The following is a 17,020-nucleotide window of genomic DNA, read 5'->3' as shown; positions in this document are numbered from 1 at the left end:
GAGCCGCCCGGATCACCATCCGGACGGCTCGTCACAACAGGGCCAACGTTGCTTGATGCGGCACTAGAGATGACGTGTGTCCCGACAGTGCCTTCCACTCTCCGAAAGATCATCGGCAGAATGAATTCTGCCTGAACTGGCCCGCCCCGCCCGCTTCTGGGCGTGCAGCCTACGGTGGCGGCATCGACAAACGGCCCGCTACTTCCTCAGCCGTACATGTCTCGGTGACGGTGAGCAGGAGATCGACGCTGCTCCTGTCGAGGTCACCACAGAGTGGGTTCCTGTTCTGGTTCGGGTGCTCCGGGCAGGCCAGGCGGGACGGCGGCAGCGACGAGGTGCTTCCAGCTCTCGTAGCGTTCGGCCATGGCGATGAGGAGCTGGGCGGTCGCGTAGGCGTCGAAAGGGGCGCGGTGGTGTTGTGCGGGGGCTTCACGCAGGTCGGGGGCTACGTGCTCGATCAGGGCGTCCAGGCTGTGCTTGGGCAGATCGGGGTAGGTGGCCTTGGCCAGCCGGTGCGTGTCAATGACTCCGGCCGGCTGCCACTTCGGGAGGTGTGCGGACAGGACTCGGTAGTCCACGTGGGCGTTGTGGGCTGCGATCCACTCCGTACCGAGCATCGTGTGGACCTCGTCCCGGATCTCGTCCCAGCCCGGCTTGTCTTCAAGGACCTGGTTGGTCAGCCCGTGCACCCGGGCGGCGAAGGGCGTGACGGGGCGGTTCGGCTTGGTCAGCCATGCGCCGGCCGTAGTTTTGTCGGCTTGTCCGTGGCGTACGGGGAACCATGCGACTTCGACCAGGTCCGGTGGGTTGTTGCCGTTGCCCTCGATGTCCGCAACGAGCAGCGTGGGCCAGGAGGAGAAGTTCATACGGCTGGTGTTCCGTCCTTCGCCGGGCAGCCAGTGTCAGCTCGGCCGTCCTGGCGGTAGTGGTGGGGGCTTTGCTCGGTCGTGGCACTGGTAGCCAAGCCGTGCTGGAGGTCGTCGCGCAGCCGTTCGTCCAGTCCCTTAACGACAACGCACGGTCGCTGACCTCGACTCGATCGGGCCACTCGCCTAGTCCCAAAGCCACTGTCTACCCAGGGGTGACCCAGACCTGCTCCGTGGATCTCCCAACAGTCCGGCGCCTGACCTGCGGCTGGAGGCAGTCATCGGTGACTCATCAAGCAGGACCTGGCTGCAACACCGAATATGACTTGCTGTTCTGGATGACGGCGCAGGTAGGCGGTGACCTCGGCGTGGGTGCGTGGTTCGGGAATGACCGGGCCGCACCGATGCGTCACCTTCCCGAAAGCCCGGCTCCGGCAAGAGACGGGGTCACCCAGGCATTGCATGTTGCGGCGCTGCGGCCTAGTGCAATACGGAGTTCGCAAACTTCGTCCTCGCGGCCGCCTGGCACTCGTCGCCGAAGGTTCCCAGGGTAGCCCTCGGTCCGCCCGTTAACGGTCCGCCACGCCCACATTCGACCTGCGGGTGAGCGCGGTCTGGGCAGTTCAAGCCACCTCGCCGCCCGCTTAACCGCCGGACTGTGCCGACCGGTTCGAGAATCCTTGCTCCAGCTCCGCCCCAGGCCATCCAGCAGGGTTGACCACGCCCGTCGCCGGAAGGGGCGCTCGGATTGCCCGAATCCCGGCATCGCCCCGCCTCACTATCAGCGGCGTGGCCCAGGGTTCCGTCCGCAGCCCGCATTCACGCCTCACGAGGCGACCGGTGCTCTCGATGCCCTCACGCAATCCCCCGCTCGGGTTCCGGCTTCGGTCCCGTCCCTTGACGAGCGAATCGAACGGGCATGGGCGCCGAACGTGCGCCTTCTCCCTGCCGCCCATTCCGTGTTCGAACCTCCTCCCGCTCAGCCCGTCAAGTCCGCGCTGATCCTGGGCCCGGCGGACGCGCGCCGTCCTCCGTTCGCATCCGCATCACGACCGTCACCGAGGTGGGGGGCATGAGCGACGCGAAGAATCTTCTCCCGGCGTTGCGCGGCTGGGCCGAGCGAGAAATTGGGTGCATCTCCGGCGTCCGGGAGGCGTCGCACCCGCGGGCAAGCTGCCGGGTCTGGGAGCTCGTGCGCGCCGACGGCTGTCGGATGGCCGGCGGGAAGACCTCCTCCTCCATCGCCTTCTGTCCCGCCGACGCCTGGAATCCGACAGGCCGCCGCCCTGATCACCGACTTCGGCCGGCTCCCCGCAGCAGCAGCGGAACCCGCTACGCCTGATGAGCGTCGACCCCGCCGTCAGAGCGCTGTACCCGGACTGGCAAGGTGTCGCCCACACCGGTGTGGCCCAGCAGCGGATGATCGCGCCCGCGACCCGTGTGACCCGAGGCCGGCAGCTCTCGTCGGGGAGCCGTCCGTCCAGGACCGCAGGCTTCCGGTGCTGGTGGGCGCCGATCACGTCGCCGTGGCGCGTGCTTTCCGGAGGGCACCCGCCGCGTGCCAAGTGGCAGATCGTGTAGCCGACGCTTCGTCAGGCGCGAGCGGGTTGCCGCCGTTCCCGCAGCAGTAGATAGCCGAGGTAGGCACCGCCCACAGCCATCGTGTACAGACCGACCGGCAGGTTGTCGAACAGGGGCAACTTCCCGCCACCATCACGACCGCTTGGCGAAGGAGAAAGACCCCGCTCCACCATCCCCCCTTACGGCTTCCCTGGCGTGGGCATGATTGAAGCCGAGGACATTGGCGACACACGGGGGCGGCTCATGTTCGACGGCGTCAGAATCAAGCGCAGACTGAGCGAGATGACCCAGGCCTGGTTCTGGGAGGACATGTTCGACGCGGTGTGCGACTACATGCGGTCCCGCTCCGTGTGGGTGGGAGTTGGCAACGCGGCCACATTCTTCAGCGCCCTCGCCGGGTTGACGTACTACTGGTCGCGCCCGTTCTCGTTCGCGGGCTATGCCGTCGTCCAACTCGCCTGCCTGGCCTGCCAGGCGGTCGCCCTGATCCCGGTCGTATGGCCAGGAGGGGCGGCGACGAATCGAGACGCCGGCGACTTCTCCGATCTCCACCAATCCCTGACGGTGGCTACCGTCTGCGGCTCGTGGGTCTTCGGCGCGTACCCGGGCGCGGCCCTGCTCGTCTTCTTCGACGTGGACGTGAACAGCCCGCCGTGGGCCGCCGTGTTCTTCTCAGCCACAGCCCTCACGATCGCCTGTGTAGCAAGCCTGGTCACCGCGACGGCCGTCTCCGGCAAGGTGAACAAACACCACGGCGAAGCGTCCGGGCTGCCGAGCGTGTCCGACCGGGTGGACGATGGAGACAGCTCCGTCGCGGACACAGGCGGCTTCGACAGCGACTGAGTAGGTGTTTTTGAACTCGTAGCGCTGGCCAACTCCAGTTGACAAGATCACCCCATGAGTCAGCACTCGGTGGCCTTGGACAAGATCTCGTTTGATGACTGGCAAGCCATTCACTCATGGGCCTGTCTCCCAGAGGCTTGTCGTTACCAGCCTTGGGGTCCAAACACTGAGGAGCAGACACGCGATTTCGTGAAGGCCGCAGTCGAGGCTTGGTCGAGCACGCCCCAGCAGAGGTTCGCCCATGTAGCGCGCTTCGGGGACGACGTTGTCGGTGTGGGCGAGTTGCATGTACGCAGTCACACGCAGCGCCAGGGCGAGATCTCCTACATCGTGCATCCTCGGGTATGGGGGCAAGGCATCGGCACAGGAATCGGGCGCCAGCTTTGCTCACGCGGCTTCGGCCAGTTGGGGCTTCATCGAATCTTCGCCACCTGTGACCCGCGGAATTTCAGCTCCGCCCGTGTGCTCGCCAAGCTGGGCATGACGTACGAGGGGCACCTGCGACACACGGCATGGACACGGGACGGCTGGCGGGACTCCCTGACGTTCAGCATCCTCGAAGAGGAATGGCGTGCTGAAGACGTCGGAGTGATGCCGACGTAGAGACGGTCGGTTCAAGAAGCGGAGCCGCGCTTCTTGGTCCAGTTGTTGGGGGGTTTCGTTCGCGTTCAGTACCAGCGTTCGTTCACGGGGCCCTGGTCGTGGTCTACCGGCGCCAACGAGTCGACGAGGAGGGCACCCTGCACGACGCCCCGGCCTGCACACCCAACGCTTCACCACCACCGTCTCTCAACCCGGCGACGAATCGGCCGCCGTACCCTCGACATTCGTCACCTCCACGCTGCATCCGGCACAGACCTACGAGTGGGTGCGGGTGCGGTCGTAGACATGCCGGCCCTCTTGCTGCCACAGGCGTGGGGCAATAATCGCTGCTCTATCCGATCATTGCCGGTGATACTCCGATGCATGGCCTTGACTCAACGACTCGCACGCGTGTCCCCTCAGTACCTCGACTGGTGTCGTGATGCTGCTGCGGCAGCGCTGGACGGTGATCCGCACTGGGATCCGCCTGAAGAGGACACCTTGGATCTTGACTGGGCGGTCTGGGAGCTGCTCGCCTTCTACCGGCGAATGCAGCCCGATTCGCGTCACATCAGCATCCTCGAGCGGAGCATCGCAGGGGATGTCAACGACCCGGTCGCCTTCCTCGACCACCCTGAGTTCTACGACGGATTCGACGGCCCTCCGTCCCTGCTGGCCCCTGGCGCAGTAGCCGAGGTGGCTCACTCGCTCGCAGCCATGAAGATCGACTCCTTGCTCCGGGTCCTCCCTGCCTACCGGGAAGCTGGCGGGTTCTCGGCGTTCCATGGAGACCCAGGCGCCTATCTTGCTGGGCACTTCGCTCTGCTGCAGAACTTCTACGGCATCGCCAGTCAGCAGGGTTTGGCGGTAGTCGTCTGGGTTGACTGAACAGCGCCAGGGGACTTCCGGGACTTGTCCGGCCGATCATGTTCCTGGTTAGGTGCGAGAGTGTCGAAGACGAGCGTGGGCAACGAGACCGGCAGCATGATCTGCCTGTGGGTCGAGCCGTGGGGCACCGATCACTGGATGCGTCCGGGTGTCGATGACATCAGCGGCTGACACCAACGCGGCCGACCGTAGGCGAATCCCGTTGGACTCACGCGGCAGGAGGGCGCGGCAGGGGCCGCATTGACCATGGTGCGCGGTGCCCATGGACCGACGTGACAAGGATGACGCCGACGACAGAACACGTGTCGTCCGGGCGCTCCAAGCCAGGGCCGGCACCCTTTCGACGTGCTACGGCTACTTTCGCTCCAGGACGTAGGTGCTGCGGGAGTCGGGGTCGCCGAAGAAGAAGTACAACATCAGCTGCTTCTTGTCGTCGCGTTGCAACTCGAAGGTCCACCTGTAGGTCTCAGGTGCTGGCCCACGCTCTGGCGACGGGTCGAGACGCTCGGCGGGATCCGGAGTGCGCGTGGTCGATGACATGCGCGAGGTGAGCGTCAGCTGGACATGCTGACCGTCGTTCCACCCGGTGCGCTCGTCGGTCAGTTCCCACTCCCCGGTACCTGACAGCCGCCACCGGTCGTCGAAGTCGAACTCCTGCCCGTCCAGGAGGCTGATGACTGCCTTTCCATCAGACTGGAGAGTGACCTCCGTGCGGTCGAAACCGAGCCACGAACCCACGATCTCCGCCCGCTTCGCATCATGCACTGCGGGAACCTCGTCGTACATGTGCGGATTGCAGCCCACCAGTACCAACAGGCAGGCGATGACAGCCGCGATCCTCCGTGGCGGGGCGAGTGAGTTGGTGTTCACCATCCGGCCTCCCCGCCACGGCACCGCTAATGACTGCGGTTCGACCGGGCGTCGATCACGCGTTTGTTATCCTGCCAGCGCTCTTGAACATGTTCAACTCCTTCACCGGACTACAGGAGCACGGGAAGCGCGCCTCGATGGCTGCGGCTCGTGGCTACCACGCCGCCGATCCCGAGCCGGGCCTCGTCCGTGTTTCCACCTCAAGCCCGGTGGATACGACACCGTTGCGCTGCTGTGGTCGTAGCTCAACAAGCGCGAGCTCGCCAACTCGCCGGCGACCACCTCGCCGATGTTGCCGACGCCACCGAAGAAGGCATCCACCGCATCAACCAGAACCGGCAGCTGCCCCGGCCCTTCCTCACCCACGCCGGCCCTGACCGTCCATCCACCAACCCCACCGAACCAACAAAGAGCTCAGTGAGAACGAACTCAGCGAGGGTTCGCCTGTTCCCAGGCTTGCATGATCTCGACCGGTATACGTCCACGCTCAGGAAGGTCGAAGCCTTTGGCCCTCGCCCATTCTCGGATCACGTGGGTGCTGACGGATGTCCGCGAGGCAGTGGCCGTTGCGGTGCTGCGGAGTTCCGCCGGGGTGAAAGTGATGCCGCCGTCGAGAAGGTCTGAGGGGAACATCGGGACACGCACGTTTGCGCTCAGCACGTCGACGAGGAACTCGGTCACGGTTCCGTTGTAGGTGAACCAGGGCGCACGAAGCGCCTCGTTGACGGCGATGGTCCATTCGTCCGGGACGTCGAAAGGCTGGGTTGCCCAGAACAGGTAGTCGCTGTTGCCGGTGACGCCCATGGCAAGGAGGTTCTCAGGGGGGTGCGGCAGCGGCCAGGGCCGACGGGCGGCCTGCCGGACTTCTTCAATCTGCGCACGCAGCCGCTCCGGCATGGGGCCGGCGAGATCAGCCCACTCGCTGGGGGCGTGAGGCTGGTACAGGGTGAGGAAGCCGCAGAACTGTCCGGGGCCGTAGGTAGCGACGAGCTGCTTGTAGTCCTCAGGTAGGCCCGTTCCCAGGGTGTTCTCGGCCTGGGACCAGTCAGGTGCGGACCGCACGGAGGCGGGGGGCGGGCACAGTGCCGTAAGGGTGGTGAGGTCGGTCATCGGATTCCTCGGCGGCCAGGGACGGGGCTCGTCATGAGCCGGGTTCGCGAGAATTGTCCCCTCATCGAATATGAACTTTCCGTCCCGGTCCTTCGTGGTCCCGAAAGCCTCGAGGTGGATGGACTTGGACGCGGGATCTTGAGACCACGAGCCGCCCTTGGCGGGCTCATGCCGCATGCTCGATGAATTGGCGAAAGACAACGGGGTGGGAGCCTTTCCGCGGTGTCCTCGCAGGTCCACACCCCGTGAGCCACGATCCACAGCAGGTTGGTCGGCTCCGCCCACCCGTCGAGCCGCGGGTCATGTCCCGCGGCTACGAGAGCCAGAGACAGCGCGGCCCGATCAGCGCTTCGAGGGTCTGCTGGCGCAGAACGTCGACGTTGGCGAACGCCTCGCGCGGCGGCAGGGTCGGTCAATCCTGTCGTGGTGACGACGACCATGTCGGCACCCAGGTCGCCGTCCATCGTCACGGGCGGCAGATCCGCGTTGAACACCATCGCTGCGAGGGGGTTGAAGGAGACGTTCTGCAGAAGGTCGATCCTGGTCGCGGCCGCGTCCCGCCGCCTCGTCGCGGTACCGGCCTCGTTGCAGGCCATCGCCTGCAGTACCGCAAGGACACGGGCCATGGAGGGTTCGGGCCCGGCGACGACTTCTTCGACGGCGTGGTGGAGTACGGCTCCGGAAGCGGACATCGGCCCGATGCCGAGCTGCAAGGTGAGGTAGTGCAGGCGGGCGGGGCGTAGTGGGCGCCGATCGGACCGTCGAACACCCGCAGCGGGTCCATCGACCGCTCGGCCTTGGCGGCGCCGGTGACCTGGCAGCGGCCTTCTGCCGCGGACTTGGCGAAGGCGGCCCGTTCGCGGATCGGGGTGCGGTCCATGACGATCGCGAGCCCGCCCCGTTCGAGGATCGCGGTCGTCAGAATCTGCCTCGGGGAAGGAACGGGGCAATTGCGCTCGGCGGCGTTGGCGTGGATGGCGCGTCTGTGCCATGTCCAACTTGCGCCAGGATTCATGATGGCTGACCGCGAGTCGAGGTAAGAGGATGCTCCGGTACCTGACTTTTCATAAAACGGAGAAGATTCAGATTGCCTTTCATATCCTCCCATAAAGCGAGGCTGGCGGCGCTCGGCGTCACAGTGCTCATGCTGCCCATCTCGGCCACGACATCTGCAGGTGCGCAGCCCACGCCGCCGGTCGAAAGCAAGGCGTCGACCAGTGTGTTCGGCCCGGCTGGCGAGGCGGCGGCGCAGTCCGGCCCCCGTACCGTCACCCTGATCACCGGTGACAAGGCTGTGGTCACCCCCGCCGCCGGAGGCGGCGCCGGCACCGTCTCGGTGTCCGGCCCGCATGGTGAGCCGATCGCTGCGAAGACCGCCAGAGTCGGCGAAGACGTGTACGTGTATCCCGAGTCAGCCGCTCCGTATGTCTCCGCCGGGCTCCTCGACAAGGAGCTTTTCAACGTTACCCAGCTGGTGACCGACGGATACGACGACGCTCGGGTGGACCGGCTGCCGCTCATCGTCACCTACGCCAGCGCCGGTGCTGCCCGCAAGCAGGGCGCGCCGAAGGGATCGACGAGGATTCGCTCCCTTTCCAGCATCGACGGTGCTGCCATCGCCGAGGACCGCGACAAGGCGACCGAATTCTGGTCGGCGATCACCTCCGGCGTGAAGGCATCCGCGCTGACCCCCGGTGGCAGCCTCCTCGCCTCCCCCGCACCCCAGCCCACCCTGGCCGGCGGTATCTCCAAGATCTGGCTGGACGGCAAGGTCGAGGCGACCCTCGCCGACTCGACCGCGCAGATCGGTGCACCCGCGGCATGGGCCGGCGGTAACACCGGCAAGGGCGTGGACGTCGCCGTGCTGGACAGCGGTATCGACGACGGTCACCCCGACCTGGTCGGCCAGGTCGCCGAGGCGACCAGCTTCGTACAGGACCCAGACCCCGGCGGCGGTGATGGTCCCCAGAGACAGGCGACCGCCGAAACGGATGCGGTGGATCGCCAAGGACACGGCACCCACGTGGCTTCCACCATTGCAGGTACCGGCGCGGCCTCCGGCGGCAAGGAGAAAGGTGTCGCCCCTGGCGTTCGGCTGCACGTGGGCAAGGTTCTCAACGACCAAGGCCAGGGATACCAATCGTGGATCCTGGCCGGCATGGAGTGGGCCGCCCGGGACGCGGGCGCCAAGGTCATCAGCATGAGCCTGGGCGGGGGCGCATCCGACGGGTCCGACCCGCTGAGCCAGGCCGTCAACCAGCTCAGTGCCGAGACCGGCGCGCTGTTCACCATCGCCGCGGGCAACTCGGGCCCGGAGGCGAAGACGGTCGCTACGCCCGGCGCCGCGGACGCGGCGCTGACCGTCGGTGCCGTGGACGGCGACGACAAGCTGGCCGGCTTCTCCAGCCGCGGCCCGCGCTGGGGTGACAGCGCGGTCAAGCCCGAGATCACCGCTCCGGGTGTCGGCATTCTCGCCGCCCTCTCGCGGCACGCCGGCGGAGGCGGTGACTATATGAAGATGAGCGGCACCTCGATGGCGACTCCGCATGTCGCCGGCGCTGCCGCGCTGCTGGCCGCCGAACACCCCGACTGGACCGGGCAGCAGCTGAAGGACGCCCTGGTCAGCACCTCCAAGCCGACCCCGGGCTACACCGTCTTCCAGGCAGGGGCCGGCCGGGTCGACGTCGCGGCGGCAACCAAGGCCACGCTGTTCGCCACTGGCACGGTCTCTCTGGGCGAGCACGCCTGGCCCGCCGAGCCCGGCGCGAAAGTCAACAAGACGGTGACGTACACCAACACCGGCAATGCTCCGGTGGCATTGGACCTCGCGGTCTCGTCGTCGAAGGCCCCGGCCGGCCTGTTCACCCTGTCGCAGAACAAGGTCACCGTCCCGGCGCACGGCACCAGCAGGGTGACCGTGACCGCGAACGTCGACAAGTCAGCCGCCGGAAAGGGTTACGACGCACGTATCGACGCCTCGGCGGCGGGCACCCGTCTCGCCCACACTGCCGTCGGCTTCGCCACGGCCAACCAGACCTTCAAGCTCACGGTCGTACCCAAGGACCGGGCGGGCGAGATCTACAAGAACGTCGGAACCCTGACCGGGGTCTCCGACCAGGAATCCCACCCCTACCTGAGTAATTGGAATATCGACTTCGAGGACTGGAACAACCCCGGCGTCTTCACCCTTGAACTGCCGGCCGGCACTTGGTCGCTGGCCTACTGGATGCAGGTCCAGGGCTCTCAGGGTCCGCAGTCCCGCGGACGCGCCCTGCTCACGGCGCCGCAGATCGAACTCGACCGTGACATGACCGTCGAGTTCGATGCCACCAAGGCTCGCCAGATCAAGCTGTTGACGCCCCGGGAGTCCGAGACGACCGCGCTCAGGGTCGACTACAAGCGGACCTTCTCCGGCGTGAGCGAACAGTACTGGTCCTTCCTCCCGTCGCGCACGGAGAACAGCATCTGGGCGGTGCCGACGCCGAAGGTGACCGACGGAACCTTCGAAGTCCGCACCCGCTGGCGCAATGAGCAGCCCGCGCTGAAGATCTCCGCGGGTGTCGAGACCTACCGCGACCTGCTGGTGCGGCGCGGGACGAAGCCCCTGTCCAAGGGGTCGCACCGGATGGCGGCCGTGTACGTGGAACAGGGCGCCGAAGCGGACTACAAGGGGCGTGACGTCCGTGGCAAGGCCGTCGTGGTCGACCGCAACGACACGGTTCCGCTGTCCTCCCAGGCCGCGACCGCAGCTGCAGCCGGTGCCGGGCTGCTGCTCGTCGTCAACGACGGCCCCGGCCGCGTGGAGCCGCTGGCCTTCGACATTGTCGCGCCGCTGACCATCGCGACGCTGAACTACGAGGAAGGCCGCCGCCTGATCTCCCAGGTCACCAAGGCCGCGAAGTCACTGCACGTGTATTCCAACCCGACCACCGAGTACCTGTACGACGTGGTGGGGAAGTACCACAACAAGATCCCGACGGATCTCGCCTACCGCCCGCGTACCAGCGACCTCGCCCGGGTCGACATGTCCTTCCGCAACTATCGCCCAGCCCAGGCGACGGACTTCCGCTACGACGTGTGGGCGGAGAACGACTGGTGGGCCGTCGGATGGCCGGAGCTTCCGGGGCAGGGCCAAGGCAATCGCACCGACTACGTGTCCCCCGACGTGCAGTACCGGGAGAGCGCAATGGTCATCGGCGAAACCCGGGTCGTCGCCGCGGACAAGCACTACGGTGCGGGAAGCCGCACAGCGCAGAACTGGTTCTCCCCGATCCAGCGCCCGCGCGTCTCGTACGGCAGCTCGATGCTCGGCCGCTTCAGCAACTTCATGACTGCGTGGGTCGACGCCGGATGGGGCGACGCGGGCGCCGACCGCGAGGGATACACAAACCACCCGGGCGCCCGGGCGAGCACCTCGATCTACCAGGGCGACACCCTGCTCGAGCAGGCGCCAACCTATTGGGCCACCGCGGTGGGGCTGAAGCCCGAGCGACTGCCGTACCGGATCGTCTCGGAACAGTCCCGCGGCACCTGGGCGAGCCCCTACTCCACCAGCACCCGGACGGTATGGGACTTCACCTCGGCGGCGGGTGCGCCGCACGACATGGAGCCCCTGCCGCTGGTCCAGCTGGACTACGACGTCGACACGGACTTCTCGGGCAAGGCGCACCACGGTGCAAAGATCACCGTCAAGCCTGCCATGCCGGGCCAGTGGCCGACCGCGTACGCGGAGCTGCCCCCGGTCGCCTTCCAGAACGTGACCCTGCAGTTGTCCTACGACGACGGCGCCACTTGGCATCGAACGTCCTTGAAGCGGACCTCCGACGGCCGCGGCTGGCGGACGGAGCTGGACGCCCCCAAGGGCGCCAAGTTCGTCACCCTGAAGGCAGGCGCTCGTGACGCCGACGGCAATGCCGTGGAGCAAACCATCACCCGGGCCTTCGGCCTGAAGTAGCGTCAGCGAACCTCCGCTGAGAGCAGAGCGAAGTCGGGGGGCGGGACCATGCCACGGTCCCGCCCCCGTTCGATGGGCCGGCACGACCGGATGCCATGGCGTCGCTGCCGGGACTGGGCACCGATGATGGCGAGCAACCAGGTCGCGGTGCCGGCGTAGGACCGTGTCCGGCCGATGTCAGCGACCTTTCATCAGCCGGTTTCGGGTCGCCGAGGGCACGTACCCCAGGTCGAACAGGTAGCGACACCGTGATCCCAGCGGTTGTCGTCGGCATGGACGCCGGCCGTCGGGCGCTGACGGGACGCGGAGTCTGGAGACGCGGCAGAGGCGGTGCCCCCGCGCCGAGAACGACAGCGACCACCACGGAGGAGGCGACACCTGGTTCGCCTTGAACGCCGACGACTGGAATACCAAGCTGCCACGGCGGGAACAGCCGGTCCGGCCGGTAGGTTGCATCGACCGAGGGACCGGTGCCGCACGGTCGGGGAACACGGAGACCGTGAGGTCGTCCGCCCCACCAGGTTCCGGCCCCAGGATCGCGGTACGACCGCCGCGCATTCGGACCAAGACGTATTTCTGCAGGAGGATTGTTTCATGACTGGCCGGCCCTTGACGCTCATGGCGGTACACGCCCACCCCGACGACGAGGCCACCGGAACCGGAGGGGTCCTCGCGCGGTACGCGGCGGAAGGCATCCGCACGGTTCTCGTGACGTGTACCGACGGCGGTTGCGGTGACGGACCCGGGGGTGTCAAGCCGGGGGATCCCGGGCACGATCCGGCGGCGGTCGCCTTGATGCGACGTCAAGAACTCGAGGTGAGCTGTGATGTCCTGAAGGTCAGCGATCTGGAGGTGCTGGACTATGCCGACTCCGGGATGACGGGCTGGCCGAGCAACGACGCCCCCGGATCCTTCTGGCAGACCCCCGTGCAGGAGGGCGCGGCCCGACTCGCGGAACTCATGCGGCACTACCGACCTGATGTGGTCGTCACCTACGACGAGAACGGCTTCTACGGCCACCCCGACCACATCCAGGCCCACCGCATCACGATGGCGGCGCTGGAGATGACCGCGCTGACACCGAAGGTGTACTGGACCACGATGCCTCGCTCGATGATGCAGCGGTTCGGCGAGATCATGCGCGAGTTTCATGAGGACATGCCGGAGCCGGATCCTGCCGAGGCCGCCGCGATGGCCGAGATCGGCCTCCCCGACGATGAGATCACCACGTGGGTGGACACCACCGCGTTCAGCGGTCAGAAGTTCGACGCGTTGGCCGCGCACGCCAGTCAGGGCGAGAACATCTTCTTCCTCAAGATGGGCAAGGAGAGGTTCGGCGAGTTGATGGGTATGGAGACCTTCGTACGTGTCCAGGACGCCACCGGCGCGACCGTACCCGAGAGCGATCTCTTCGCCGGACTGCGCTGACCCGCCCATCCGGCCCCGCCGGGGGAAATCCATCGACCGCAGTGCGCGACCGAGTGGGTCGCACACCCAGAGGCTCATAGGTCGGCCCATTAGGGTCGGGGCATGACACAACCCCTTGCCGGCAGTGCCTTCGACTCGCTCCGCCTCGACGCCGTGACCGATCAGGAGGCGCTGCGTCGGGCATACGAACTCCCCAAGGCCACGGCATTGCGCAAGCAGATGGACGAACTCACCGATCAGACGCGACGGTTGATCGGCTGTTCATCGCTGGTTCTGGTCGCCAGTGCGGACGCCGAGGGCAACTGTGACGTTTCCCCGCGCGGCGGCCCCGCCGGGTTCGTCGCCGTCCTGGACACACGGACGGTGGCGATACCGGACGCGACAGGCAACAAGCGTCTGGACACCCTGCAGAACGTCGTCGCCACCGGACGGGCCGGGCTGCTGTTCATCATCCCGGGGCGCACCACGACGCTCAGGCTGAACGGCCGGGCGTGCGTCTCCACCCGCCCGGACCTGCTGTCGCAACTGACCGCCGTGGGCAAGCCGCCGGCCAGTGCGCTGGTGGTGGGGATCGAGGAAGTCTACCCGCACTGCCCCAAGTCGCTCCTGCGCAGCGGGGCCTGGAAGCCGGAGCAGTGGCTGCCGGCAGACGCCCAGCCGACATCGGCCGAGGTGACGCTGGCCCAGCTCCGGATGCCGGAGCTGACGATCGCCGGCATCGAGCAGGCGGAGGCGGATTCGCTGAAGTATCGGTACGAGTAACGGGCGACCTGCACTTGCCGAACCACCAGCCCGCCGGCCCCGGACCAGCACGCCCCACGATCAATCGCGGGTCAGCCCGTTACTCTCCTGTCATGACCGACCACTCCCTGCGCTCCGTCACCGTCGAACGGACCGGCCCCGGAAACTTCCACGCCACCAATGCCCGCGGTGGCACGATCGTCTTCGGCGGCAGCGCCCTCGATGAGGGCACCGAGTTCACGCCGGTCGAGCTGCTGCTGGCTGCGCTCGGCGGCTGTACGGCCGTGGACGTCGACGTCGCTACCGCCCGGCACAGCGAGCCCACTGGGTTCACCGTCACCGTGACCGGCCACAAGGTCAGCGACGAACTGGGCAACCGGATGACCGATCTCGAGCTGGTCTTCGCTGTCACGTTCCCGGAAGGCGAAGCCGGGGACCGGGCCCGCGCCATCCTCCCGCGAGCGGTCAAGGTCTCCCACGACAAGCTCTGCACCGTCAGCCGCACCGTGGAAATCGGCACCCCCGTTACGGCGAAGGTCACGTAGAACTGACCCACGCGGCTCGGACTCCCCCGGACGTACCGAACGTCATCGACAACACGGCAGACACAGCTCCAGGGGGCCCGGGGGCCCGGACACCACAACCGGCGGCGCCTTCCGTCCGGTTGTCTGTGATGCCCGCCGTCGAGAGGTTCACCGACGCCTACCGGAGCAGGGCACTGTCCCCCGGAGCCGACCCAGCCCCGAGCTGGCTCTGCTCGGCCAAGGGTGCGCTCCCACGTCACGGGAACCATGTGATGGCGACACCGGTGCCGCCGGTGACCGGGTCTATTTCACCAGTCGTGGTTCTGGCTCCACTTCTGTGGTCCGTAACTGTGAGTCACAGCTCAGATCTCGAAGAGAGCTTCCTCTTGTAGCGGGATCGGAGGGTCGAGGACGTCGCGGAGGCGGGTGATGCCACGGCGCCACTTCGGGCCGTCCGGGGCTTCGCCCCACAGCTCGGCGAGTTCAGACAGCTCGGCGACCACTTGGTCCAGGGCGTCGACGGCGAGCGTTCGGAGGTCTGCGGGGAACTCGGGTAGCGGTTCCGACGGGCCGTAGTTCGAACACGCCGGCTCGCCGGCAGGGTGCTGTGCAACAACCAGGGCTGCCGCGGCCACGGCTCGCTCGGCATCGGGAGTGTCCAGGTAGTCCGCAGGGTTCGCGGCGCGCTTGAGTACACCGCGGATCATGGATTCGCGTTCATCCGATGCTGCCTCGTCCAGGTCGCCCGCGAAGTCGGCGGCGGTGTCGTTGTCGAAGGGGCCGATATCCCAAGTGCCCATGCTGATCTCCTTGCGTAGCTTCGACAGGATCCTCGCATCAGCCACCGACAACACATCTGAGGGGCGAGCAGGACTCGCTTGCGTAGGAGTGGAAAGCCTGCGCGGCCGAACATCTGGCGCTTGAGCATCTTGATGCGGTTGACATGGCATTCTACGACGCCGGAGTTCCAGGGAGGGGGTGAGGCCGGCGATGACGGCTTCGCGGTCGCGATGCGCGCGGCGAGAGTGTGAAGGCTGGGGAGAGCGTCCTGCCTGCCGGCGGCGAGCCAGTTCGGCAGGTGCCCGCCCTGACGCTCGGTGAGCATGGTCGCGAAGGACCGGACGTGCCCTGGGGTGAGCGTCGATTTCTGGGCAGTTGGCCCGGACGTTCTTCAGGTGGAGGTGTTCGCTCACAGAGAGGGCTCCGGGCGGCGACGGACCCATCCAGCGACGGTCCGAAGCGAGAGTGGCCGGGCTGTCACGGAGCGCGGCGAGGTGGGCTTCTGGCACCTTCACGACGTGATCCATCAGGTGGCAGGACGGTCCTGTTGCTTCGTATCGGAGTCGTGGACCAGTTCGGCAAGTTGGATGAGGAAACCGTACGCCGCCAGACGATTCCGGAGGCGAAGGAAGTAGGACCTGCTGGAGCACATGAAGATCTCGCGGCGGCGCACCTTCCACAGACCGTGCTCGTATGTGTGCGCCGCCCGCAGGAGAGCCGCTTCCGCCTCTTCCGCGCTTCCTTCGAACTCCGCGATGGTCCGTCCGTCACGACCTGCGTCCGACACGCCGCTGACGGGCACGGCCAGAACTATCCATTGAGGCATCTCGCGATCAGTTCCTTACCCCCTCGACGTCGCATGCCGCGACGCGTACGGCGTCAGTGTGGCAGGGGCGGTGGCAGCGTCGGGCTGCCTGCCGCAGAAGTCGAGCCAGAGCTATCTCGTGAACATTTGCGAGAGCGAGACTCCGCACCAGGCGGAGTGCACAGCAGGCCGGCCGACGGGCCGCGCTCGGGATCGGCCGGGTGGCGTCGCGACGGGGCAGAGGAACCCGCGGGCGGGAGATGCGCGATGCACTGTCAGTCCTGCGTGCAAGGGTGTTCCACATGGCTCTCAAGACGCTGGACATCCCCGCCCCTGCTCAACTCCGTCCGCGGTGGGCCGCCTTCGCAGCCGTGCTCGCGGCACGCGGCTGGGGAGACGGCTGCCGCGCCGACGACGCCCGCTGGCACTACGACGACGGTGGCGGCAACTGGCTCGACCTGCACCACTTCGAGGACGGGCGGGCCCTCATCGTCGGCCACGACCACGAGTACAGCAACACGTACTACGGCCCCGCCGCCGAGTACTTCCAGGAGGAGGAGACCGACCTCCTGGCCGGCACTCCCGCCTGGTGGGAGCCGCCCGTACGGGTCGTACAGGACGCCGGGCAGTGGGTGGGCTTCGTCTACGGCTTCGAGGACGGACGCTGGCAGTGCGCACCGTACGAGCCCGACGACGGCTTCGGCAGCGTCGGCCTACCCGCACTCAACGCGGAGATGACCGTGGAATTCGTCACCGAGTACACCAAGGAATCTCCAGGCAGGCAGGCACGGCCGACGACGGCAGCGATCGAGGCGCTGATCGCAGCGGACTGTCTGATCACGGAAGACCTGCTGACCGCCGTCATCGGCCCCCAACCCGCGACACCCACAGCATGGAACCCGTCAGCCGGCGTAGCCGCAGCACGCGCATTCCGCGCGTGGCCGCGCCACCGACAGTAACGAGCGACCAGTTGCAGACCAGCATCCACCCCTCGGTCTCGACTTCGGCTCGTCCCGTCCGCCGGTGGTCAGCCGCTCGTCACATTCGC

General features: G+C 67.0%; 15 protein-coding genes. 10 read left to right on the top strand and 5 right to left on the bottom strand.

Features of this window, described 5'->3' with window-relative positions; genetic code table 11:
- Positions 1 to 263 precede the first annotated feature (263 nt).
- Positions 264 to 866, bottom strand: a complete 603-nt coding sequence (locus tag RPQ07_RS36545) for a 3'-5' exonuclease (RefSeq protein WP_313948572.1) — start codon at positions 864 to 866, stop codon at positions 264 to 266.
- 1,341 nt (positions 867 to 2,207) lie between these two features.
- Between RPQ07_RS36545 and RPQ07_RS37870 the strand changes: the two genes are divergently transcribed.
- The 4 genes from RPQ07_RS37870 to RPQ07_RS36530 all read left to right on the top strand — a co-directional run bounded on the left by RPQ07_RS37870 (position 2,208) and on the right by RPQ07_RS36530 (position 4,760).
- Positions 2,208 to 2,447, top strand: a complete 240-nt coding sequence (locus tag RPQ07_RS37870) for a hypothetical protein (RefSeq protein ID WP_413777811.1) — start codon at positions 2,208 to 2,210, stop codon at positions 2,445 to 2,447.
- A 243-nt stretch (positions 2,448 to 2,690) separates the two neighbouring features.
- A complete protein-coding gene (locus RPQ07_RS36540; protein ID WP_313948571.1) occupies positions 2,691 to 3,290 on the top strand; it encodes a hypothetical protein in 600 nt (199 codons plus the stop codon).
- 54 nt (positions 3,291 to 3,344) lie between these two features.
- Entirely contained in the window at positions 3,345 to 3,893 is a 549-nt protein-coding gene (locus RPQ07_RS36535) for a GNAT family protein (protein WP_313948570.1), read from the top strand.
- A gap of 363 nt (positions 3,894 to 4,256) precedes the next feature.
- On the top strand, positions 4,257 to 4,760 hold the full coding sequence (locus RPQ07_RS36530) for a DUF1877 family protein (protein ID WP_313948569.1): 504 nt from the start codon (positions 4,257 to 4,259) through the stop codon (positions 4,758 to 4,760).
- Positions 4,761 to 5,114: 354 nt separating this feature from the next.
- Here the strand turns inward: RPQ07_RS36530 and RPQ07_RS36525 are convergent, their stop codons facing one another.
- Together RPQ07_RS36525 and RPQ07_RS36520 are read right to left on the bottom strand one after the other, a co-directional pair.
- Positions 5,115 to 5,633 (bottom strand): hypothetical protein, encoded by a 519-nt coding sequence (locus RPQ07_RS36525; RefSeq protein ID WP_313948568.1) that lies wholly within the window; start codon positions 5,631 to 5,633, stop codon positions 5,115 to 5,117.
- Between the two features lie 426 nt (positions 5,634 to 6,059).
- Positions 6,060 to 6,740, bottom strand: a complete 681-nt coding sequence (locus RPQ07_RS36520; RefSeq protein ID WP_313948567.1) for a histone-like nucleoid-structuring protein Lsr2 — start codon at positions 6,738 to 6,740, stop codon at positions 6,060 to 6,062.
- A 380-nt stretch (positions 6,741 to 7,120) separates the two neighbouring features.
- On the opposite strand from RPQ07_RS36520, the gene RPQ07_RS36515 reads away from it, so the two are divergent.
- The 5 genes from RPQ07_RS36515 to RPQ07_RS36495 all read left to right on the top strand — a co-directional run bounded on the left by RPQ07_RS36515 (position 7,121) and on the right by RPQ07_RS36495 (position 14,408).
- The gene (locus tag RPQ07_RS36515) at positions 7,121 to 7,483 is read left to right on the top strand and encodes a hypothetical protein (protein ID WP_313948566.1); all 363 of its coding nucleotides are present in this window, start codon (positions 7,121 to 7,123) and stop codon (positions 7,481 to 7,483) included.
- Positions 7,484 to 7,884: 401 nt separating this feature from the next.
- A complete protein-coding gene (locus RPQ07_RS36510; RefSeq protein WP_313948565.1) occupies positions 7,885 to 11,694 on the top strand; it encodes a S8 family peptidase in 3,810 nt (1,269 codons plus the stop codon).
- A 594-nt stretch (positions 11,695 to 12,288) separates the two neighbouring features.
- The gene (locus RPQ07_RS36505; protein WP_313948564.1) at positions 12,289 to 13,122 is read left to right on the top strand and encodes a PIG-L family deacetylase; all 834 of its coding nucleotides are present in this window, start codon (positions 12,289 to 12,291) and stop codon (positions 13,120 to 13,122) included.
- Between the two features lie 102 nt (positions 13,123 to 13,224).
- Positions 13,225 to 13,884: an MSMEG_1061 family FMN-dependent PPOX-type flavoprotein gene (locus RPQ07_RS36500; RefSeq protein ID WP_313948563.1), complete on the top strand. Its 660-nt coding sequence runs from the start codon at positions 13,225 to 13,227 to the stop codon at positions 13,882 to 13,884.
- Between the two features lie 92 nt (positions 13,885 to 13,976).
- Complete coding sequence (locus RPQ07_RS36495) at positions 13,977 to 14,408, top strand: OsmC family protein (RefSeq protein WP_313948562.1); 432 nt, start codon at positions 13,977 to 13,979, stop codon at positions 14,406 to 14,408.
- A gap of 341 nt (positions 14,409 to 14,749) precedes the next feature.
- On the opposite strand, the gene RPQ07_RS36490 is transcribed toward RPQ07_RS36495, so the two are convergent.
- Together RPQ07_RS36490 and RPQ07_RS36485 are read right to left on the bottom strand one after the other, a co-directional pair.
- On the bottom strand, positions 14,750 to 15,232 hold the full coding sequence (locus RPQ07_RS36490) for a DUF4259 domain-containing protein (RefSeq protein WP_313948561.1): 483 nt from the start codon (positions 15,230 to 15,232) through the stop codon (positions 14,750 to 14,752).
- A gap of 461 nt (positions 15,233 to 15,693) precedes the next feature.
- Positions 15,694 to 15,993: a hypothetical protein gene (locus tag RPQ07_RS36485; RefSeq protein ID WP_313948560.1), complete on the bottom strand. Its 300-nt coding sequence runs from the start codon at positions 15,991 to 15,993 to the stop codon at positions 15,694 to 15,696.
- A gap of 281 nt (positions 15,994 to 16,274) precedes the next feature.
- On the opposite strand from RPQ07_RS36485, the gene RPQ07_RS36480 reads away from it, so the two are divergent.
- Positions 16,275 to 16,931: a proteophosphoglycan 5 gene (locus tag RPQ07_RS36480; protein WP_313948559.1), complete on the top strand. Its 657-nt coding sequence runs from the start codon at positions 16,275 to 16,277 to the stop codon at positions 16,929 to 16,931.
- Positions 16,932 to 17,020: the final 89 nt, after the last annotated feature.

Source organism: Streptomyces sp. AM8-1-1, from assembly GCF_032229325.1.
Lineage (GTDB): Bacteria > Actinomycetota > Actinomycetes > Streptomycetales > Streptomycetaceae > Streptomyces > Streptomyces achmelvichensis.
Note: the sequence above shows the minus strand (reverse complement) of the source record. Positions and strands in the feature narration are given on the sequence as shown.

Excerpts from the sequence above, each read along its gene's own strand:
- RPQ07_RS36500 (WP_313948563.1), top strand. The coding sequence starts at position 13,225 with ATGACACAACCCCTTGCCGGCAGTGCCTTCGACTCGCTCCGCCTCGAC.
- RPQ07_RS37870 (WP_413777811.1), top strand. The coding sequence starts at position 2,208 with ATGAGCGTCGACCCCGCCGTCAGAGCGCTGTACCCGGACTGGCAAGGT.
- RPQ07_RS36480 (WP_313948559.1), top strand. The coding sequence starts at position 16,275 with ATGGCTCTCAAGACGCTGGACATCCCCGCCCCTGCTCAACTCCGTCCG.
- RPQ07_RS36520 (WP_313948567.1), bottom strand. The coding sequence starts at position 6,740 with ATGACCGACCTCACCACCCTTACGGCACTGTGCCCGCCCCCCGCCTCC.
- RPQ07_RS36505 (WP_313948564.1), top strand. The coding sequence starts at position 12,289 with ATGACTGGCCGGCCCTTGACGCTCATGGCGGTACACGCCCACCCCGAC.
- RPQ07_RS36495 (WP_313948562.1), top strand. The coding sequence starts at position 13,977 with ATGACCGACCACTCCCTGCGCTCCGTCACCGTCGAACGGACCGGCCCC.
- RPQ07_RS36535 (WP_313948570.1), top strand. The coding sequence starts at position 3,345 with ATGAGTCAGCACTCGGTGGCCTTGGACAAGATCTCGTTTGATGACTGG.
- RPQ07_RS36545 (WP_313948572.1), bottom strand. The coding sequence starts at position 866 with ATGAACTTCTCCTCCTGGCCCACGCTGCTCGTTGCGGACATCGAGGGC.
- RPQ07_RS36530 (WP_313948569.1), top strand. The coding sequence starts at position 4,257 with ATGGCCTTGACTCAACGACTCGCACGCGTGTCCCCTCAGTACCTCGAC.
- RPQ07_RS36525 (WP_313948568.1), bottom strand. The coding sequence starts at position 5,633 with ATGGTGAACACCAACTCACTCGCCCCGCCACGGAGGATCGCGGCTGTC.
- RPQ07_RS36540 (WP_313948571.1), top strand. The coding sequence starts at position 2,691 with ATGTTCGACGGCGTCAGAATCAAGCGCAGACTGAGCGAGATGACCCAG.
- RPQ07_RS36485 (WP_313948560.1), bottom strand. The coding sequence starts at position 15,993 with ATGCCTCAATGGATAGTTCTGGCCGTGCCCGTCAGCGGCGTGTCGGAC.
- RPQ07_RS36510 (WP_313948565.1), top strand. The coding sequence starts at position 7,885 with ATGCTGCCCATCTCGGCCACGACATCTGCAGGTGCGCAGCCCACGCCG.